General features: G+C 53.3%; 15 protein-coding genes and 1 rRNA gene (1 of these 16 cut by a window edge). 2 read left to right on the top strand and 14 right to left on the bottom strand.

What is annotated here, in order from left to right; all coding sequences use genetic code 11:
- The 3 genes from JJE36_03400 to JJE36_03390 form a co-directional block, all read right to left on the bottom strand.
- Positions 1-2: ribosomal RNA gene (locus JJE36_03400) — 16S ribosomal RNA — on the bottom strand; it reaches 1,507 nt to the left of the window's first position.
- Between the two features lie 587 nt (positions 3-589).
- Positions 590-1,795: a tyrosine--tRNA ligase gene (locus JJE36_03395; GenBank protein MBK5211345.1), complete on the bottom strand. Its 1,206-nt coding sequence runs from the start codon at positions 1,793-1,795 to the stop codon at positions 590-592.
- 103 nt (positions 1,796-1,898) lie between these two features.
- Positions 1,899-2,087 (bottom strand): hypothetical protein, encoded by a 189-nt coding sequence (locus JJE36_03390; GenBank protein MBK5211344.1) that lies wholly within the window; start codon positions 2,085-2,087, stop codon positions 1,899-1,901.
- Here JJE36_03390 and JJE36_03385 point away from each other — a divergent pair.
- Positions 2,086-4,059, top strand: coding sequence for a PBP1A family penicillin-binding protein (locus JJE36_03385; GenBank protein ID MBK5211343.1), 1,974 nt, complete (start codon positions 2,086-2,088; stop codon positions 4,057-4,059). The genes JJE36_03390 and JJE36_03385 overlap by 2 nt on opposite strands.
- Here JJE36_03385 and JJE36_03380 read toward each other — a convergent pair.
- On the bottom strand, positions 4,056-6,485 hold the full coding sequence (locus JJE36_03380; protein ID MBK5211342.1) for a U32 family peptidase: 2,430 nt from the start codon (positions 6,483-6,485) through the stop codon (positions 4,056-4,058). The two genes, JJE36_03385 and JJE36_03380, sit on opposite strands and share 4 nt — an antisense overlap.
- A 143-nt stretch (positions 6,486-6,628) precedes the next feature.
- Here JJE36_03380 and JJE36_03375 point away from each other — a divergent pair, with 143 nt between their 5' ends.
- Positions 6,629-8,800: a PBP1A family penicillin-binding protein gene (locus tag JJE36_03375; GenBank protein MBK5211341.1), complete on the top strand. Its 2,172-nt coding sequence runs from the start codon at positions 6,629-6,631 to the stop codon at positions 8,798-8,800.
- 90 nt (positions 8,801-8,890) lie between these two features.
- Here JJE36_03375 and JJE36_03370 read toward each other — a convergent pair whose 3' ends face one another.
- The 10 genes from JJE36_03370 to JJE36_03325 all read right to left on the bottom strand — a co-directional run bounded on the left by JJE36_03370 (position 8,891) and on the right by JJE36_03325 (position 20,501).
- Positions 8,891-9,304 carry a winged helix-turn-helix transcriptional regulator gene (locus JJE36_03370; protein MBK5211340.1) on the bottom strand — a complete coding sequence of 138 codons (414 nt, stop codon included), beginning with the start codon at positions 9,302-9,304 and terminating at the stop codon, positions 8,891-8,893.
- 133 nt (positions 9,305-9,437) lie between these two features.
- Positions 9,438-10,856 carry an argininosuccinate lyase gene (gene argH / locus JJE36_03365; GenBank protein MBK5211339.1) on the bottom strand — a complete coding sequence of 473 codons (1,419 nt, stop codon included), beginning with the start codon at positions 10,854-10,856 and terminating at the stop codon, positions 9,438-9,440.
- Positions 10,857-10,859: 3 nt separating this feature from the next.
- Positions 10,860-12,086: an argininosuccinate synthase gene (locus tag JJE36_03360; protein ID MBK5211338.1), complete on the bottom strand. Its 1,227-nt coding sequence runs from the start codon at positions 12,084-12,086 to the stop codon at positions 10,860-10,862.
- Between the two features lie 29 nt (positions 12,087-12,115).
- Positions 12,116-12,550, bottom strand: a complete 435-nt coding sequence (locus tag JJE36_03355) for an ArgR family transcriptional regulator (GenBank protein MBK5211337.1) — start codon at positions 12,548-12,550, stop codon at positions 12,116-12,118.
- On the bottom strand, positions 12,547-13,497 hold the full coding sequence (argF, locus tag JJE36_03350; protein ID MBK5211336.1) for an ornithine carbamoyltransferase: 951 nt from the start codon (positions 13,495-13,497) through the stop codon (positions 12,547-12,549). The genes JJE36_03355 and argF overlap by 4 nt, the downstream gene beginning before the upstream one ends.
- A gap of 11 nt (positions 13,498-13,508) precedes the next feature.
- The gene (locus JJE36_03345) at positions 13,509-14,759 is read right to left on the bottom strand and encodes an aspartate aminotransferase family protein (protein ID MBK5211335.1); all 1,251 of its coding nucleotides are present in this window, start codon (positions 14,757-14,759) and stop codon (positions 13,509-13,511) included.
- Positions 14,756-15,643 (bottom strand): acetylglutamate kinase, encoded by an 888-nt coding sequence (gene argB / locus JJE36_03340; protein MBK5211334.1) that lies wholly within the window; start codon positions 15,641-15,643, stop codon positions 14,756-14,758. The genes JJE36_03345 and argB overlap by 4 nt, the downstream gene beginning before the upstream one ends.
- A gap of 3 nt (positions 15,644-15,646) precedes the next feature.
- The gene (gene argJ, locus JJE36_03335) at positions 15,647-16,891 is read right to left on the bottom strand and encodes a bifunctional glutamate N-acetyltransferase/amino-acid acetyltransferase ArgJ (protein ID MBK5211333.1); all 1,245 of its coding nucleotides are present in this window, start codon (positions 16,889-16,891) and stop codon (positions 15,647-15,649) included.
- Positions 16,892-17,986 (bottom strand): N-acetyl-gamma-glutamyl-phosphate reductase, encoded by a 1,095-nt coding sequence (locus JJE36_03330; protein ID MBK5211332.1) that lies wholly within the window; start codon positions 17,984-17,986, stop codon positions 16,892-16,894.
- Positions 17,987-18,065: 79 nt separating this feature from the next.
- Positions 18,066-20,501: a phenylalanine--tRNA ligase subunit beta gene (locus JJE36_03325; GenBank protein MBK5211331.1), complete on the bottom strand. Its 2,436-nt coding sequence runs from the start codon at positions 20,499-20,501 to the stop codon at positions 18,066-18,068.
- Positions 20,502-20,515: the final 14 nt, after the last annotated feature.

Raw genomic sequence — 20,515 nt, 5'->3', positions numbered from 1 at the left:
TAAAATTTCACTAGCTGAAAGCTAGTGGTTTACGAAGTATGATCCGAACTTTAATATATCCGGTTGTTATTCCCTCCACCGTAATTGGTGGCGAATAACGTGTTTTGTTTCGTCATCGGTTTGGACTTTTGACTGTCCCTCTCGATTGACGGGTTTCATTTCTGGCTTAATTTCTATCACAGTATCCAGTTTTCAAGGTTCAAAGAAGGAGTAGATCCTCGCTTCTGACCACCGTTTTTCAAGCGCGTTGCTCGTTTCGGCGACAAGAGAATATATTACGTGATTCTCAATATCGAGTCAAGAACTTTTTCAAACTTTTTTCAAATTCTTTTTCGAGGTTAACCCCCGAAAGCGACGATCTTGAAAAAGTCGAGTTCTTCGAACAGTTCACGCCTGAAAATCAGGCTTTCAAGGTCGCGCCTGACTGCTTTCGCAAATTCAGGAGCGGGTACAGTACTATACGCATCTACCCTCGGTATTGCAATACTTTTTGCGAAGTTTTTCGAAAAAATACGACGCCTATCGAGACACCTCTGTTCGATAAGCACATCCACTCCATAAAGAGGGACGAATGCGCTGAAAAAATCGACTATTTCTTGAGAAGCTTTGCAAACTTTCGCTTACCGACTTGAACGACGGCTCCTTCAAGAACGGAGGCATCGACGTTATACGACCTCGGCACAAGCGTCTCGCCGTCGACTTTCACGCCCCCGCCGTCTATAAGGCGCCTGCCTTCTCCCGCAGACGAAGCCAACCCGGCATCGACCATCACCTTGGGAAGATACACATCCCCTTCCAAGACGACGATGAACTCCGCGATATCATCGGGAACCTTGTGCTCTTTGAAGACCTGATCGAACGCACGCTCGGCCGCAAGGGATTGTTCCTCGTCGTAGTATAACTTGACAATCTCTCGTCCGAGACGACGCTTGAGTTGGTTGGGATGTGTGATCCCAGCGGCAATATCGGCTTCCACCGCATCGACCTGCTCGACGCTGAGCGCGGTCGCCAAGCGATAATATTTCAGCATAAGCGCATCGGGAATCGACATGACTTTCCCGAACATCTCGGAAGGTTCATCGGTCAAACCGATATAGTTGCCATAGCTTTTGCTCATCTTTTGGACGCCGTCGGTACCTTCGAGAAGAGGCATCGTCAGGCACACCTGAGGTTTCATCCCGGATTTTTCCATCAGTTCGCGCCCTGCAAGCAAATTGAAGAGCTGGTCGGTGCCGCCGAGTTCGACGTCGGACTCGATGACCACCGAGTCATAGGCTTGCGCAACGGGATAAAGAAATTCGTGCAAAGAAATCGGTTTCTGGTCGCTGTAACGCTGCGAGAAGTCATCGCGCTCGAGAATGCGGGCGACCGTGAATTGGCTTGCCAGCTTGAGGAGATCGGCAAACCCGACGGGAGCGAGCCACTCGGAGTTATGGCGAAGCTCGGTTTTTGCGGGGTCGAGAATCCGATATGCCTGGTCGATATAGGTCTGTGCGTGTTCCTCGACTTGTTCGCACGTCAAAGCGGGACGGGTGGTATTGCGCCCGGAAGGGTCGCCGATTTGAGCGGTGAAGTCACCGATGATTAAGACGACCGTATGTCCCAAGTCTTGGAACTGGCGCAATTTGCGCAACGGCACCGCGTGTCCGAGATGGAGGTCGGGAGCGGTGGGGTCGACACCGAGCTTTATCCGCAAAGGGCGGTTCTCCTGCAGCTTTTTCATCAGCTCCGCCTCTGGGACGATGGCCGAAGTGCCACTTTTGATTATTTTGAATTGCTCTTGCGATGACAGCACTGGTATGCTCCTTTTTGTGTTTTATGAGTAACGAACTGTTTTATTTTCACTGTATATTACAATAGCAATACTAATATGCAATAGTAACAAAAACAAAACAGGCTTACAGGAGAACAATGTCTTCCACCGATTCCCGCAGTCCACAACCACGCAGAAGATCTGCGTCCGGTTCAACCTCGCATTCCTCGACACGTACACGAAGCACGACGCGCGTCGCCATGCGCAGTTCGGGATCGACGCCGGTACGGAGAACATCACAACAAACTCGACCCGGTCGATTCGGGCGGTTCATGAAAATCGTCGGGATTGTATTTCTCATCGACATCTTAGCCGTCGGCGTGGTGGGTGCTCTTGTATACAACAACCTGAAAAAAACACTCCCCGACCCGAGCATAAGCAATGCTCTCGGACGCGATCAGTCAAGTACCATCACCGATCGAAACGGTAAAATATTGACAACCTTGTACGCCGATCAGAACCGTAAGGACATATCGTTTAATGCCATGCCGCAACAATTGCGTCAGGCCGTGGTCGCAACCGAGGACAAACGCTTTTACGAACACGCCGGCGTCGACCCCGTGGGTATTATGCGAGCGCTTATCATCGACATCGCCAAAGGTGCGAATGTCCAAGGTGGGTCCACCATCACTCAGCAATATATAAAACAGGCTTTCGTCGGCTCACAAAAAACGGCGAAGAGAAAACTGCAAGAAGCCATGATGGCAATCGAGTTAGACAAAAAACACAGCAAGGATAAAATACTCGCGCTCTATCTCAATACCATTTATTTCGGACACGGTGCCTACGGGGTCCAGTCGGCTGCCGAAGTATATTTCGGCAAAAATGCAACAGACCTCGATTTGCAAGAATGCGCCACCATAGCCGCGGTGATAAAATCACCGGGTCTGTATTCGCCCTACCTCGAACCCAAAGCGGCGCTACAACGCAGAAATACCGTGCTCAAGCTCATGCTGGACCAAAATCTCATCACTCAACCGGAATACGCGACGGCAAGTACCTCGCCGCTAAAAACCGTCGGTCTCAAGACGGCTCAAACAAAAGCTCCCTATTTCGTCGAATGGATTAAAAAGCAGGCGATTAAGCAATACGGAGAAAATGCCGTCTATCGCGGAGGATTGACGATAAAAACGACCCTCGATTGTACAAAGCAAAAAGAGGCGGAAGATACCATAAAGACCACTCTGAACAAAAAGAACGATCCATCGGCATCCCTCGTGTCGATCGACCCGAAAACAGGCGAAATACTCGCCCTCGTCGGTGGAAAGGATTTCAATACGCAACAATTCGATGTCGCAACTCAAGGAAAGCGACAGCCGGGCTCGGCTTTCAAAACATTCGTACTCGCCGCAGCGCTCGAACAGGGGATATCCCCCGAAGCCGTGTATGAAACCAAAGCACGTTCGTTTAAAGTCGGGAACGGAGTGTGGAAAGTGACCGGTTCTTCATCCGGTCCCCAAACATTGAGAACATCGACGGTGGAGTCCATCAACGCCGTATTCGCGCAAGTCATACTCGACATCGGGGTCGATAAGGTGGTCAACATGGCGAACCGTCTCGGAATAAAAGAGCACATCAACCCCGTGCCGGCAATCGCCCTCGGCGGACTCACCACCGGCGTCTCTCCTCTTGAAATGGCATCGGCCTATGGCACTTTGGCAAACGGTGGAACGTATGCGACACCGTTCGGCATTCTATCGGTGACTGACAGCACCGGAAAAGTCGTCGACTCCAATGAACCGCTGCTGAAAAAAGACGTCGTTTCTCCCGAAGTCGCCTATTTGACGACGGACATTCTCAAAGGAGTGCTGAAAACCGGTACGGGCACCGTCGCAAACATCGGGCGCGAAGCCGCCGGTAAAACAGGTACCACACAAGAGTATCGCGATGCATGGTTCGTCGGTTACACTCCCGACGTCTCCACAAGTGTCTGGGTTGGCGATCCGGCATCGCAAAAAGCGATGCTCGATGTCCACGGAATCGCTGTCACGGGAGGTTCGTTTCCTGCGCAAATTTGGGCTTCTTATATGAAAGCGGCGCTTGTAGGCACGCCCAAGAGCAAGTTCTCTCGACCCGCCGGATTGACGAAAATCAAAATATGCACCGAAACCGGATTGCGTGCGAACCCCTACTGTCCTTCGACGAAGTACGCCTACTCGGTCAGCAAAGAAAACCTCGATGTCTGCACGAAGCACAAAAAGCCCGCCTCGGCCACCACGAGCAGTGAGACGACCTCGACTCCTTAGAGAACTCCTCTGAAGAAGTGCCCACGCGTCAAGTCCTCATCGACTTGAGGGGCTTCACGCCCGGCAAACGTATCCATCAGAGCCGCACGCACGCGAGCCACTTCATGGGAGACCGAAGAGGTCAGCGCGGTCTCGAGATCGATTCGAACAGCGGACACACCACCTTCTACGATTTCTACGAAGGCATCCGTCAAATCCAGTGGAATCGAATTGTAAATGTGCGAACGTCCGGTTACGTCGGTTATGACGCGAAAATGGTATCCCTTGCGATCCTTGAGCGCCGTCGGCTCTTCTCGGCGCTTACATTCTGCGCATTTTTGATTGCAGGGACCTTGCGCCATGAGTATACAATGCTCCGTAACCATGACTTCGCTCAGACCGGCAACTGCGATTCCGGTTCCGGCAATCGATTGACGTGAAATTCCGGCGATTTGATTCCCGGAGAGTTCGGGCGAAAGCCAAACACGGGTGGCACCCATTTCCGCAAGCGCATTCGCCGCATAAGCGTTGGTAACATTGAACGACCAGTGGGCCTGCGCGGGAATACCTCTATACACGCATGCCTTGAGTTGTCCGAGCGTCGAGCAGACCGCCTCCCCGAAACGTTCCGCAACCCCCAAATACTCATCGACTTCGTTGTCATGCGAAATACGGGGCAAAACGGGCACGACACCCTTGATTGCGGCGACATCGAGCAGATTGTAGGCAGCGACATGGGCCTGCGAAGCTCCTGCGTTCAGCGCTGCTTTGGCCCCGCCGATCGATTGAGTCACGGCGATGATATCAACATGCTTCCCACCGAGGCCTTCCCCTTTCTTGCCTTTCTTTCTCGAAGGAAGCGGCGGCAGATAAGGATTACCGACGGCGCGCGACACTCCACCGAAATATTTTTTAGTTTCATAATCTTGCAACGCGGCGCGTCGTACATTGTGCAATGCGGAGAAACCGAGTCCGGCGGATTCGTCGAGTTCGATATCCATCCCCTTGCTTTCGTAGAGCGTGCCCCCGAGTCGATTCACATGCGACTCGATGTCTTGTACGGAAATCGGCTTGGTGCGAGCAGCTTCGACCGCGCTCCCCTGCGCGATACCGGTCACGCCCGCCTCATCGGTCACCGTAATCGTGAGAGGAACTCCGACCTTAACCGTAACTGCGAAGTCAACAGGGACGGTGACTGCACGCGCCTTTTCTTGAGCGGATTGGGCAAAAGTGTTGAGCGTAGTCGAGCGAACACGGAAAACACGATCGCCGACCTGCGCGTATTCTTTAAGCGCAACGGTGGCGCGTGTCTTGGCCTCCACGGCTTTGAGGGGCCGGCCCTCGACGTATAGGGGGCCTACCGCCTGAGCGAAACGCCCTTTATTCGTCCAAATCTCGATGATGTCTTCGCTGCTTACTTCGGTGTCGAAATTAATCACGGTATTCGCGCCGTCGAGTTCGGTGATTCTTCCGACCGCAGTTCCGCGATTGTTCGGACGGGAATAGCTCATCATCTCATTGCCGCGTGTCCCCGAAAGGTAGGCCGTCGTGAATCCACGCGAAAACGCCTCTGCGAGATTCGAGTATGCTTTTTCGGTATCCGCGAGCACGCCGTTATCTAAAGCGTCTCGGTACACCGACACGACGGCGGCCACATAACTCGGAGATTTCATTCGACCTTCGATTTTAAGCGAAGACACACCGGTTGCGACAAGTTCGTCGAGCACCTCGAGCCCAGCCAAATCTTTCGGGGAGAGGATGTGGTGGCCGACTGAAGGAAGTTCCTCATCTTGCGTATCGACGAGCTCGTAGGGCAGACGGCACGACTGGGCACATTGCCCTCTGTTCGCACTTCTGCGCCCGATGAGCGAAGAAAGCAGACACTGTCCGGAAGAACATACGCAGAGGGCCCCATGCACGAACGATTCGACTTCAATCCCGAGCTCGGCGGCAACCGCGGCAAGAGTTGCAATCTCTGCAAGCGTTGTCTCGCGCGCAAGTGTCACCCTCTTGATTCCATACCGCGCAAGCGCTCGAACGGACTCCGAAGAATGAATGTTCATCTGTGTCGACATATGAAGGCGTATATGCGGTAGCACTTCGGAAAGAACCTTGACCAACCCGAGATCTTGCACGATGATTGCATCGACTCCGCAATCCCAGGCCTGTTCGACCATCTCGACGACGTCTTGCATTTCGTGAGGCAAGATGATGACGTTGACAGTGAGATAAATCTTCGCTCCGCACGCATGAGCATGGGCGCACGCACCCGGAAGCGTTTCAAGAGTGAAGTTGTCGGCGTTGCTACGCGCGTTGAACGCATCGAGACCCAAATAGACGGCATCGGCGCCGGAACCGAGCGCTGCCAAGAGCGAATCCATGTTTCCGGCGGGCGCCAAGAGCTCAGGGCGAGCATTTTCTCGCGGATTACCTGCGGTTATATTCATTAATTGACTTCCTTTGTAGAGAATATGAGTGTAAACAATATCAAACTGGTGACAATGTTTGTACAACGGAGATACCTATTATAGAGTAGTGATAGAACTTTATCTTCGTAATATCTTTGCAATAACATACGATAGGACGCCGAATGTCTGTTCATAATCGAAAGATACGCCCTACAACTCCTGCGAAAAGCAAGGGTAACGGGAAAATCATAGCGCTTACCATTCTCGGCATTTTTCTCCTTTTGCTCATTGCCGGCGGAGTCATCGGCTCCGTCGCCATTTCGAAATGGCTCGAAAATCTTCCCGACTATAAAGCGAAAAACGCCTTCCAAGTCGCCCGACCGACGACCATTTATTCTTCCGACGGAAAACTCCTTGCGAGACTTTACCTGGAAAACCGTGAGGTCATCTCCATCGACAAGATGTCACCGTATGTTTTAAACGCAACCGTCGCCGTCGAAGATGAGCGCTTTTACAAGCATCACGGGGTCGACTTCGTCGGCATCATGCGCTCGGTGTTCTCGATAATGGGGGGAACGCGCCAAGGAGGGTCCACCATTACACAGCAATATATCCGAAACACAATACTACGCGATGAAGCAACGGACATGTCACTTCGCAGGAAAGTCCGTGAAGCCTATCTCGCACTGCAAATTGAGAAAGTGTATACGAAAAAAGAAATACTGAGCATGTATCTCAATACCGTCTACTTCGGCGAGGGCGCATACGGCATACAAGCAGCCGCACAGACTTATTTTTCAAAAAACGCAAATAAGCTCACCATCGCACAAGCCGCGATGCTCGCCGGTCTTCCACAAAGACCGAGTGGAACCAGCCCGTTCGACAATCCCGACGGCGCTCTTTCCAGGCGAAACCAAGTACTGCGACGTATGCTTTCGAATAACTACCTAACCAAAGCCGAGTATGATAAGGCGCTTGCTGAAAAAATCTCACCGAAACGCAGCAAAGAGCCGACCAACGGCATTTACGCCTATCCCTATTTCGTGGCACAGGTAAAAAAGGACCTCCAAAAGAAATTCTCCAAAGGGACGGTATTCGAAGGTGGTCTGAAGGTTGTCACCACGCTCGATACGAAGATGCAAAAGAGCGCGGAAAAAGCCGTAAAGAAAGAAATCGGCAAAAAGGGGCCCGAGGGAGCGCTTGTCGCCATAGAGCCCTCGACAGGCGAAGTCAAAGCGCTCGTCGGAGGTCGAAGCTACACGAAGAACCAATTCAACATGGCGACACAAGCTCATCGTCAAGCAGGCTCTTCATTTAAGACATTCACCTTGGCCGCCGCCATCGATGACGGCATGTCACCGTCGATTATGGTCGACTCGAGTTCTCCGGCAACGATTCCCACAACGCCTCCTTGGATTGTCCACAACAGCGAAGGCCAAGGACACGGTATGATTTCATTGGCAAGCGCAACCTATTCCTCCGTCAACGCCGTGTACGCACGCGTGTGCTATGCACTCGGCGCGGAAAAAGTCGTCAAAATGGCTCATAAGCTCGGCATCACAACGAAGCTGAAAGCATATCCTTCGATTACACTGGGCGCACAAAACGTCACGCCCCTCGAGATGGCATCCGGCTACGCGACACTTGCTGACAACGGCGTTTACAATACTCCGACCTTCATAAAAACGGTTACCGACCGCGAGGGCAAGAACATCTATCGATATACGCCGGAAAATAAGCGCGTCATCTCGGCTTCCGTGGCAGCGACCACAACAAAAGTGCTTAGGGGCGTGGTGACGGGTGGTACGGGAACACAAGCACGACTCAGCGGACGTCAAGTCGCCGGTAAAACCGGTACTTCTCAAAAGAACCGAGATGTGTGGTTCTGTGGATATACACCCCAACTCGCAACGGCAATTTGGGTCGGGTATCCACAGGAAAAAACAATCATCATGAACGGCTCTCTTGCATTCGGAGGATCTGTTTGCGGCCCGATCTTTCACGATTTCATGACAGTGGCCCTCGAAGGAATGCCTGCCGTGGCGTTCAAGACAGCCGACCAACCCAGCTATGACAACAGCAAATATAACCTCCCCAAGCCCAAAGTAGAAAACGTGTCCGGAAATACACTCGATGTGGCAATCAAAAAACTCAAAGGCTACACCATCGATATCGTCAAAGTGTGGTCCGACAAGACTGCAGGAACCGTTCTTTCCCAAAAAGTAAGTGGGAACACCGTGACCTTAACCGTATCGAAAGGTATAAAACCGCCACCCGACATAAAACCGTCACCCGACATAAAACCGCCACCCGGCAACAGTAATGAAACCACCAGCACCGCAAACCAACCGTAGCCTCCGACGATTTTATGCAAAAATCAGGTGCACCGATGATATCAATGCACCTGATTTTTCATCTGTCACTTACAAGAAAGCAAGGAATTGTTATTGCATCTTATTCAGCAAACTCGCGAGCTGTAGAGCTTCTTCATCGCTGAGTTTTTCAACCATCTCACCCAAAATTTCGTTGCTCATGGAGCGCATGCGCTCATAGCAGTCATGCCCTTTTTTCGTCAAACCGACGAGAATCTTTCGATGATCGAACGAATCGATTTCTCGCTTTACATATCCCTCGCCTTCAAGCGCGTCGATCAGTGAGGACGCCGAAGCGGGACTCACAGACCTGTCACGTGCGATATCGCCGAGATAGTGTTTCTTATTCGCCAAAAAATTGACGCACCGAATCTGGTTGAAGGTCAATCCGGTCTCTTTTTTGGCCACGCCGCACCCCACGCACCGCACAACTCTCGGAGCGATTTCAAATAATGCATCCACTGCATCACGTTTTGCTTCAGACATCTGCCGCACTCTTTCTTATCTATTGTTCCGAGAAAAAATTATCATGCCATCGAATATACATCATTACTGCGAATTAGTTCAACTATTCTAACTTTATTACAATTACCGTGGAGCCCATTCCCGAAGATATTCCTCAGTGCGAAAAAGCATCCACGAGCGACATATCGGAATCAAGCATTCTCTCAGCCGTTTCGAGCTGCGTGCGCACCGAATCGGGAGCGGTGCCCCCGAAAGAGGTACGCCTCCCGACCGCGTTTTCAATGGAAACCGCTTCGAGTACATCTTCTTTGAAAGCATGGTTCGAAGCGAAATATTCCTCTGCCGTGAGTTCTTGAAGGCTTTTACCTTCTTTCTCGCATTGAAGCACAATCTCTCCCACGACCTCGTGCGCCTGTCGAAACGGCATTCCCGTTCCCACCAGATAGTCGGCCAAATCGGTGGCCGCCATGAATCCGCCGTGTGCGGCGACTTTCATGACATCCTCATTGACCGTTAAGGTCGACAACATGCCTCGCATGGCTATCAGACAATTTTCGACCGTATCGATAGCATCGAACACGCCCTCTTTGTCCTCTTGCATGTCCTTGTTATAGGCGAGAGGAAGTCCCTTCAACATAACGAGCAGTTGCAGCAAGTCTCCATACACACGACCCGTTTTACCTCGCACGAGTTCTGCGAAATCCGGGTTTTTCTTTTGCGGCATGATCGAGGAACCCGTCGAATAGCCGTCGTCGAGAGTGATGAACCCGAACTCGTCCGAGGACCATAAAACGATCTCCTCGCTCAGCCGAGACAGGTGCATTTGCGCAGTTGAGCAGGCATACGCCAAATCGAGTAAAAAGTCTCGGTCGGAAACGGCGTCGAGCGAGTTTTGCGAAATCGCGTCGAAGCCGAGCAGATCGGCACTGTACCGTCTATCGAGCGGGAAAGTCGTTCCGGCCAATGCCGCGCTGCCCAACGGAGACACGTCACTTGCTTCATAGGCATACATGACACGCTTGAAGTCACGTGAAAACATGTGCGCGTAGGCAAGCATATGGTGCGAAAAAAGAATCGGTTGGGCCTTCTGCAAATGGGTATAGCCGGGCATATAAACCGACATGTTCTTCTTCGCAAGATCGATGAGAGTCGAGCGGGCGGCATTCATCTCGTGCATGAGACCGATTTCACGTTTTTTACAATAGAGACGCGTATCCGTCGCAACTTGATCGTTTCGCGACCGCCCCGTATGCAGGCGCGCCCCGGCGGTGCCGATGAGTTCTGTCAACTTCTTTTCGATAGCCATATGGACATCTTCGTCTTCGATGTCCCATACGAACTCTCCGGATTCGATGAGAGATACAATCTCTCCGAGCCCCTTTTCAATCGCCTCGACGTCCGCGGAGCTCAAAACGCCGATTTTCCCCAGCATTTTCGCGTGCGCACGTGATCCATCGATGTCCTCGCGCCACATACGCCTATCGACCGGCAATGATGCGCCGAATTCTTGGATGAGCGCAGATGGAGCCTTTTCAAATCTTCCGCCCCAAGGCGTTTTGCGACCGTCCGCCATATGCTAAACCTCGCCCTCTTTGCCGACCTTACGACGCTGACCAGCCCAAACTTTGATCGGCAGACCATGCAGGTCGATAAAGCCTTTGGCCGCATCCCTGTCAAACGAGTCGTCCTCGTCATAGGTGGCCAAGCCGTAATCGTAAAGCGAATACTCGCTCCTGCGTCCGACGGGAACGCAAGAACCCTTGAAGAAACGAAGGCGCACATCTCCGGTCACGAGTTTTTGCGTGGTATCGATAAAGCCGTCGAGTGCTTCCTTCAGCGGACTGAACCACATGCCGTTATACACGAGCTCGGCCCATTTTTGCTCGACACCGAGTTTATAGTGGAGCACTTCCCTCTCGAGGCATAAATCTTCGAGAGCTTTGTGCGCCGTGATGAGGGCAAGCGCTCCCGGCACCTCATAAATCTCACGGGATTTCACACCGATGAGGCGATTCTCTATCATATCGATTCGTCCGTACCCGTGACGACCGGCGATGGTGTTCATTGTTTTGATAATGTCGGTGAAGTTCATGGTCTTGCCGTCCAGCGCGGTCGGCAGTCCCTCTTCAAAGGACAGGATGATGTATTCGGCCTCGGTCGCCGCATCGGTGCGCGCATCGTTGGTCAGCGTGTAGATGTCCGCGGGAGGCTCCTCCCACGGGTCCTCCAAAACTCCGCACTCGATGGCTCGACCCCAAATGTTGTCGTCGATGGAATAAGGGCTGGCCTTCGTGGTGGGAACAGGGATGTCGCGCTCAATCGCCCATTCCATTTCCTGGTCACGCGTGTGCAAATCCCACTCACGAACGGGAGCGACGATTTTGATATCGGGATCCAAAGAGGTGATACCGATCTCGAAACGAACCTGATCGTTTCCCTTCCCCGTGCAACCGTGCGCGATGTACTTCGCATCGAATTTATGAGCGATTTCGACGAGATGCTTTACGATAAGCGGACGCGAAAGAGCGGAGAGAAGCGGATATTTGTTTTCATACATCGAGTTCGCTTTCAAAGCTTTTGAAATATAGTCTCGAACGTACTCATCGACGACGTCGAGGACAATCGAGTCCAGCGCTCCGATGGTCAAAGCCTTATCGCGAACGAACTCGAGATCTTGGCGCTCTTGTCCGACATCTGCCACAACCGCAATCACATCGAGGTTGTGGTTCTCCTGAATCCATCGAATTGCAACGGAGGTGTCGAGCCCCCCTGAGTACGCAAGAATACACTTTTCCCGGGCCATGTCGTTTCCTTCTCTCTCTTCAAATATTTTTAATCGAAATTACCACGAAATGTTTCAAGCTTATAATGAAGCGCGCTTGCGACCGAATCGCTTTGTGTGATTACGAGAATGGTATCGTCTCCCGACACGCTTCCCAAAATACCTGTCAGACCGGCACCGTCGAGTGCCGCTGCGACTCCGGGAGCCGTTCCGGTCTGTGCTTTGATAATCACCATGTTATTCACGAAATTGAGCTCGATTACCAGGTCGTGAACCATGCGTTGCAAATGCAAGTCCTCGGAAAGAACATACACCCCCTCCGGAAGCTTGCGTAAGCCAAGCTCTGAAATTTCACGAGACACGGTGGCCTGCGTGCATCGGTGATCCTTGGCGTTGAGCGCATCGACCAGTTCTTTTTGCGTTTTGATACGCTGGCTTCGAATAATTGCGCGAATCAATTCTTGGCGCACATTACGTTGTTTCATTCATTCCTCTCATTCAGCAACAGAGACAACAGGGCTTGCTGGGCATGCACTCGATTTTCGGCCTGAGCGTAAATAACCGATTGCGGCCCGTCGATTACTTCCGATGTCACTTCTTCGCCGCGATGGGCGGGCAAGCAATGCATGAAAATCGCGCGCGCGGATGCTCTTTCCATCAGCGAATCGTCGACTCTGTAGGCCTTGAATATGTTGAGACGCAGGTCGTGTTCATCCTCTTGTCCCATGGAGGTGAACGTATCGGTCACAATGACGTCGGCCGCCTCGGCCGCCTCGTAAACATCGGAGGTGACGGTGAGATGCGCACCGGTACCGCTCGCAATCACGTGCGCGGCAGCCAAAATGTCGGCATCGGGGCGATAATCATCCGGCGTGGCGATTGCGACATCCATGCCGACGAGCGCGCCCGCCTGTAAGTAGGTGTGTGCCATGTTATTGGAACCGTCGCCGATATAGACGAGTTTCAATCCGGCAAACGAGCCGAAACGTTCCCGTACGGTCAACAGGTCGGCCAACCCCTGACAGGGATGGAACTTATCCGTCAGTGCATTTACGACAGGTACGCGCGCATGGTGCGCCAATTCTTCGATGAGAGAATCCGCATACGTGCGAAGCACGATGCAGTCGACATATCCATCGAGCACTCGCGCGGTGTCGTTGACCGGCTCTCCGCGAGAAAACGCACCGTTTTGCCCCGTCATGACCACCGGATGGGCGCCCAAACGGGCCGTGGCGACTTCAAAACTGACTCGCGTACGAATGGAGGCCTTTTGCATGATGATTGCGACGGACTTCCCCGATAAAGGAGCGCTTACGCGACCGGCCTTCGTATCACGTTTGATCCGTAAGGCGGTGTCCAGCAGCTCCGTCAACTGCTCCGAAGAAAGATCGGCGAGTGATAAAAGATCCTTACCGTACAATGATGAACGCATGCCTCGACTCCTCACTTTTTTTCTTCAATTATGGCATTGATTGCCGCTACAAGGGTGTCGATATGCGCATATTCGCATATAAGCGGTGGCAATATACGAATGTAGCTCTCGCCGATTGCATTTACGACAATACCGTTTTCCAAAAGTTTCGTCGCACACTCTTGCGCCGAAAAGCCCGAAAGAGTACATCCTATCATGAGCCCGATTCCGCGAACATCACTCACCCCGGGAATCCCGGCGAGTTTTATCCGAGCGTATTCTCCGACTTTTGTCACGTGCTCCTCGATATCCATCGACTTGTAACAGTCGAGGACGGTGAGACAAACGGAGCAGGCCAACACGTTACCTCCGAACGTCGTTCCATGGTCTCCGGGAGAAAAAATATCGGACACCGAAGTGCGGGCGATCGTCGCGCCCACGGGAAAGCCGTTGCCCAGGGCCTTTGCGCTGGTGATGATATCGGGAATAATGCCGAAGTGCTGGAACGCAAACGGCTTACCGCTGCGATATATTCCGCTTTGAACTTCATCGACGATGAATAAAATATCGCGCTCCCCACAAAGTCGGACGGCAGTTTGCACGTACTCCTTCGTCGCGGGCCACACACCGCTTTCTCCTTGCACGACTTCGATCATGAAAGCGATTGTGCCCTCGCCCAGCATCTCATCGAGCGCCTCGACGTCATTAAACGGCGTATAGGCAAATCCGGGCGTGATGGGTGCGAACGGACGCGCAAATCCCGGTTGTCCCGTAGCGGCTATTGTGGCGAGCGTACGACCGTGAAACGATCCCGTTGCAGTGACAATCGTATCAGCTGCCGGCTTGCGGGCATGCCCCCACTTTCTCGCCAGTTTGATTGCGCACTCGTTGGCCTCGGCGCCCGAGTTGCTGAAGAATACCTTCCCGGGTTGTCCGTAAAGGGCGATCAGTGCCGCGGCGAGTTCACCTCTTCCTTCGACGTGATAAAGATTCGAAACATGCATGAGTTTTTTGGATTGAGTGCACAGCGTCTCTGAAACCGCCGCGTTGCTGTGTCCCAGTCCCATCGTGCCGAGACCCGACAAAAGATCGAGATACTTTTTCCCGTCGGTGTCGTAAAGATACATTCCCTCTCCGCGCTCGAAGGCGACGGGTTTACGCTTATAGGTAGGCATGAGCTTTTCCGAGTCGAGCTTTTCTATAGTGGGGAAATCCGTTGCCGCGGCCGTATGAATCGGAGCGGACTGTGCGAACGAATCGACAGGGCGTTTTTCATCGATCATAAAGGATTCACTTCTTCCGTTATCATGGTGCCGACGCCGACATCGGTATATACCTCGAGGATCACCGAGTGGGCGACCGTTCCGTTGAGAATGTGGGCACGACGCACCCCACCGCGAACCGCATCGGCACACGCTTTGATTTTGGGAATCATTCCCCCGTCGGCAGCGTCGTCACTGTCCATAAACGCTTTCGCCTCATCGGGGGTCAAAACGCTTATAAGCGATTCTTTGTCGTCGAAGTCTCGATAGATACCGTTGACATCCGTGAGATAGATACATTTGTCGGCACCGAGCGCCTCGGCGAGTTTTCCCGCAACGAGATCGGCGTTGACGTTGATGGATTCACCGTCCTCGCCGATTCCGATGGTGGCTATGACGGGGATGAAATCGTCGGCAATCATATGCTCGACGACCGATGTGTTGATTTTCGTGACGATACCGGTGCGTCCGAATTCTGCGGAAATGGGTATACCGGTAACCAAGCCGCCGTCTTCGCCCGAAATACCGACGGCATAGGCGCCGTGGACGTTTATCGAATTGACGATTTCCTTATTCACCTTGCCCACCAACACCATCTTCACGATGTCGAGCACCTCGGGAGGAGTCACGCGCATACCGTCTTTGAAAACGACCTCGTGTCCGAGTGCCTCTTGGTACCGGGTCACCTCCGAACCGCCCCCATGGACGACGACCGGGTGGACGCCGACGAATTTCATGAGAACGATGTCATCGGCGACCTGTTGACGCAAAACGGGATCAGACATCGCCGCGCCACCGTATTTGATGACTATCACTTTTCCCCAAGCGGACTTGATCCAAGGAAGCGCCTCGGTGAGCGTAGCCGCCTTTTCATGGAAGTCTTGGATGCGTTGTTTCGAAATCATGACTCAGCTCCTGTACTCGCCGTTGATGCGAACATAGTCATACGTTAAGTCGCACGTCAAAACGCGCGCGACACCCGGGTGAGGGAAACAAGTCTGAGCACTTTCGATGTCGGATGCGCTCGTGGCGCGCTCCCCGAGATCGATATGAATCTGTACTTCACTCTTGTTAAGTGCCGCAAGTGCCGCTTCTTCGTCGAAGGGAAGCGCCGTTCCTCTCTCACATACGGGAATTCCGGCGAATTCGATACGCATGTCGTTTTGATCGAAGACGACGCCGGCTCTGCCTGCGGCCATCGCGACACGGCCCCAGTTCGCGTCGCTGCCAAACACGGCGGTTTTAACGAGAGGAGACTCCGCGATGGTGAAAGCGACTTGACGCGCATCCTCACTCGTACGAGCACCCGTCACGATGATTTCGATTTCTTTCGTCGCGCCCTCGCCATCGGACGCGATCTTCTTCGCGAGTTTATCGGACACTTCGAAAAAAGCCTGCACCGCTTGTTCGTACCCGTCATCGTCTTCAGCGCCGATGCAAGGCGCGGCCACAGCGGCGCTCGCCATGCAAATAAGTGTGTCATTGGTGGACGTGTCACCGTCGACTGTCACCGAATTAAACGTCGGCTGCGATACCGTGTACAGTATCTTTTCGCACATCGCTCCGGAAAGCGGCGCATCGGTCAGCAAAACGCCGATCATCGTGGCCATATTCGGCTTGATCATACCGCTTCCCTTGGCGATTCCTGTGACGGTACACGTATGCCCCGCATAAGAAAACGTTTTCGAACATATCTTCGATGAAGTATCGGTGGTCATGATCGCCTGCGCGAAATTCTCGAGTCCGCAGGAGTCGGCGGTCCCGATTTCCACGAGCTCAACGGCTCGAGAAGTAACCTTGTCACCATCGAGGGCGACGCCTATGACGCCGGTCGATGCACATAAGATATCGGATTCATCGGCGGAAAGCACCCGGGCATACGCACGGCAAATCTCGTGCGCCGTTTTCATACCGACTGCGCCCGTGCATGCATTTGCGTTACCGGAGTTGACGATGAAACCGCGTGTTTTGTGATGGGAGACATGCTCGCGCGAAAGGGTGACCGGCGCAGCCACGACACGGCTCTGCGTAAAAATACCTGCGCACGCGACGGGTTCATCCGCATATATCAATGCGAGGTCGAGTCTCCCGTGCTTCCTGAGTCCGGAAGCCAGAGCCCCCGCCTTAAATCCTTTTACAGGCAGAACATCCACCTAAACCACTCCTTGAATCGAGACCAAACCTGCGGTCTCGTCGAATCCGAACATGAGGTTTGCACATTGGACGGCTTGCGATGCCGCGCCTTTACCGAGATTGTCGATTGCCGTCGAAACGGTGATGACACCGGTACGCTCGTCTTTTGCTATGCCGATATGCGCTTGATTGGTACAAGCGACCGTGGCAACATCGGGCATCGACGGCGGCGGGCACACGTAGACGAAGGGCTCATCTTCATATCGTCGGACAAACAGGTCGAAAAGTTCTTCGATCGACGGGCTGTCTACATCGGAAAAGAGATATATGCTCGAGAGAAGACCACGTTTATACGGCGCGAGATGCGGAACGAACGTAACCTGTACCGGTGAGCCGGCAACCAGAGAAAGCGTTTGCTCGATCTCCGGAATATGCGGGTGTACGCAGGGCTTATACGCCTTGAGCGACTCATCCGCATTACAAAAATGCGTGGTTTCGTTGGGCGTTCTCCCGGCTCCTGTCACCCCCGACTTCGCATCTACGATGAGCGGAGTCTTACTCCCGATTCCTTTTTCGAGAAGCGGAATGGCGCCGAGCGCCGTCGCAGTGGGATAGCATCCCGGGTTGGCGACGAGTTTCGCTGTGACTATCTTTTCCTTATTCAGTTCCGGCAGACCGTAAACCGCCGAGGCGAGAAGCGCCTTATGTGTGTGGGGTACGTGATAATATGCCTCATAGAGAGCGGCATCTTTTATGCGGTAATCGGCAGAAAGATCGACGACGCGCGCACCCCGCGCGAGCACCTGCGGCACGAGTTCCATCGAAGTCGTATGGGGAACTGCAAGGAATACAAGGTCGAGATCGAAGGAAAGAAGTTCCTCGACACCGCAGAGGGTGATATCGCGACCGAGCGCGGTGAGGCGCGGATATATCGAGGACAGCAGGCTGCCCGCCTGCGAAGATGATGCGGCGCACACGAGTTCCATATCGGGATGGGAGCACACGAGAGACACGAGTTCGACACCCGCATACCCTGTCGCGCCCACCACACCGACTCGAATGCTTGATGTACTGCTCGTCATGTTTTTCATTACGCCTCCAGTGATATCATCCATAATATACACTGTTTAGCATAAAATACAATATATATTCACTAGAACTAGTAATTTTTATCTAGATATTCATATATCGCTATTAAGCGCGAAGCGTCGCACCGGTTTCCTTCTCAAGGCGTTCCAGTATTTTCCCGTGCACTTTTTCGACCTCTTCCGCAGTCAGAGTCCTGTCATCGGCGCGATATGCCAACTTGTAAGCGAGAGACTTCTTGCCGGTCTCTATCCCTTTACCGCGATATACGTCGAACAGACGCACCAACTCGAGAGAAGATTTCTTTCCCAAAGAGGCGATACGGTGTTCGATGGATTGCGCGCTCACTTCATCATCGACGATGAGCGCGATGTCGAGTTCGAGAGCGGGAAAACGCGGAGGCGTCACAAAATCACGAGAAGACTTCGACGCTTTGATGAACTTGGCCACGTCGAACTCGAAAGCGATGACGGTATTTTCAATCTCGAACTTTTCTGCGACGAGCGGATGAATTTCTCCGATCCAACCGATGGAGTCTTTTCCGAGAAGAATCTCGGCGCTTCTTCCCGGCTGAAGCCACGGCCGAGCCCCTTGCGAGAATCTCATGCGATCGACGCAGAGTTCGCGAGCGACGTTTTCAAGAATTCCCTTCGCATCGAAAAAATCAAGCGCACTTTGCGGCTGATTCCACTCGATCTCATTCCAAGAACCCGATAATATCCCCAAAGCGACTTCGCGCTCTTTGGGAGTTTTACGACCGGAAGCTGTTTTGAACTGCTTCCCCATTTCATAAAGGGCGATATTTTTCACGCCGTGATGTTGATTTGAGGACACGACATCGAGAAGGCCGGCGATAAGCGTCGGGCGCAAAACGGCTTGTTCACTCGACATCGGATTGTGCAATTCGACGACCTGTTCATCATCCTCGAACGAGTATTCGATTTTCTCAAGATCGAGCGGGTCACTGAACGGATACGTCATCGTCTCATTGAGACCGCACGCGCGAAGTGTCTGTCCTATTCGATTGTGCAACTTCTGCTCTCGCGTGAGTCCGCCGATACGGCCGCGTCCCGCAGGAAGCGTCGCTTCGACGCGCTCCATGCCCCACATGCGTAAAACTTCTTCGACGAGATCGACCTCGCGGGTGACGTCGAGACGATAGGGCGGCACGACGACACGCAACTTTGAACCGAGATTTTCGGTCGCAAATCCGAGGCGCGACAGAATGGCTGCCGCTTCGCTCAGTTCGATATGGATGCCGAGCAGTCCGTCGAGTTTCTCGGCGTGAAGGGTGAGAACGACTTCTTCGTGAACGCGTCCGTATTCATCGATGTAGCCGGCCGCCACCGTGCCGCCGGCTACTTGCACGATAAGCGCTGCGGCGCGATCGAGCGCTGCAATCGAGTTCGTCTTGTCCACACCGCGCTCGAAGCGCAGCGATGATTCCGAAATCAATGCGAGCTTGCGAGACGTACGCGAGATATTCGCGGAATCGAATACGGCGGATTCGAGGAAAATATCAACCGTATCCTCCTCGACCTCGCTGTGCTCTCCGCCCATGACGCCGGCGAGGCACGAAGCACCTGCAGTGTCGGCGATAACGAGGTTTTCTATCGTGAGCGTACGTTCGATGCCATCAAGCGTCGTGAGCTTTTCGCCCTCGGTTGCGCGACGCACCGTAACATGCACATTGCCCTCGGCGTCTTTGGCGAGTTTCCCCCTATCGAACGCATGCAAAGGCTGCCCGAGCTCGAACAAAATATAGTTCGTCACATCGACGACATTATTCAAAGAGCGTGCCCCGGCCGCCTCGACACGAGCGCTCAACCACTCCGGAGAAGGGCCTATTTTCACTCCGCGGATTACACGTGCGGCATAGCGAGGACACAGATCCGCATCCTCGACATGAACCGAGACGAGGTCATGAATCGAGCACTCTTCCTCTTTCGGACGGCTTTGTGGGACAGGTGCCGGCTCCACATCGAGTACCGCGCCTATTTCGCGCGCCACACCGACCATGGAAAGACAGTCGGGGCGGTTCGGCGTGATTTCGAGATCGAGGATGGTATCGCTTTGTCCGTACCAAGAAGCAAACGACACACCGACCGGCGCATCCGCCGGCAAAATCATAAGGCCGTCTGCCCCCGAACCGACGCCCAACTCTTTGGCCGAACAGTTCATGCCCATCGAAACTTCCCCGCGCAGTTTCGCCTTCTTGATAATGAAATCACCGGGAAGCACCGCACCGACGGTGGCCACGGGAACTTTGTCGCCCGCCTCGAAATTCTGCGCGCCGCACACGATTTGCACCGGCTCGGCATCGCCGACATCGACTTGGCACACCCAGAGCTTGTCGGCCTCGGGGTGCGCGACCTTCGTCAAAATCGAACCGATGACAACGCCCGGTAGCTCGGTGCCAGTGATCTCGTAGCCTTCGACGGCGGTTCCACTCATATCGAGACGCGACAAAAGGTCGACGAGCGGGATCTCATCGAGAAGAGGAGTCGGCAACAGTTCTTTAAGCCATTTCATTGATACGCGCATGAATCTTGTCCTTT

The organism is Coriobacteriia bacterium, assembly GCA_016649875.1.
Lineage (GTDB): Bacteria > Actinomycetota > Coriobacteriia > WRKU01 > JAENWW01 > JAENWW01.
This window is presented reverse-complemented; position numbering and strand designations above follow the sequence as displayed.

Excerpts from the sequence above, each read along its gene's own strand:
- argH (MBK5211339.1), bottom strand. The coding sequence starts at position 10,856 with ATGGCGGACGGTCGCAAAACGCCTTGGGGCGGAAGATTTGAAAAGGCT.
- JJE36_03375 (MBK5211341.1), top strand. The coding sequence starts at position 6,629 with ATGTCTGTTCATAATCGAAAGATACGCCCTACAACTCCTGCGAAAAGC.
- JJE36_03385 (MBK5211343.1), top strand. The coding sequence starts at position 2,086 with ATGAAAATCGTCGGGATTGTATTTCTCATCGACATCTTAGCCGTCGGC.
- argF (MBK5211336.1), bottom strand. The coding sequence starts at position 13,497 with ATGCGTTCATCATTGTACGGTAAGGATCTTTTATCACTCGCCGATCTT.
- JJE36_03390 (MBK5211344.1), bottom strand. The coding sequence starts at position 2,087 with ATGAACCGCCCGAATCGACCGGGTCGAGTTTGTTGTGATGTTCTCCGT.
- JJE36_03370 (MBK5211340.1), bottom strand. The coding sequence starts at position 9,304 with ATGTCTGAAGCAAAACGTGATGCAGTGGATGCATTATTTGAAATCGCT.
- JJE36_03330 (MBK5211332.1), bottom strand. The coding sequence starts at position 17,986 with ATGGATGATATCACTGGAGGCGTAATGAAAAACATGACGAGCAGTACA.
- JJE36_03360 (MBK5211338.1), bottom strand. The coding sequence starts at position 12,086 with ATGGCCCGGGAAAAGTGTATTCTTGCGTACTCAGGGGGGCTCGACACC.
- JJE36_03345 (MBK5211335.1), bottom strand. The coding sequence starts at position 14,759 with ATGATCGATGAAAAACGCCCTGTCGATTCGTTCGCACAGTCCGCTCCG.
- argB (MBK5211334.1), bottom strand. The coding sequence starts at position 15,643 with ATGATTTCGAAACAACGCATCCAAGACTTCCATGAAAAGGCGGCTACG.
- JJE36_03325 (MBK5211331.1), bottom strand. The coding sequence starts at position 20,501 with ATGCGCGTATCAATGAAATGGCTTAAAGAACTGTTGCCGACTCCTCTT.
- JJE36_03355 (MBK5211337.1), bottom strand. The coding sequence starts at position 12,550 with ATGAAACAACGTAATGTGCGCCAAGAATTGATTCGCGCAATTATTCGA.
- JJE36_03380 (MBK5211342.1), bottom strand. The coding sequence starts at position 6,485 with ATGAATATAACCGCAGGTAATCCGCGAGAAAATGCTCGCCCTGAGCTC.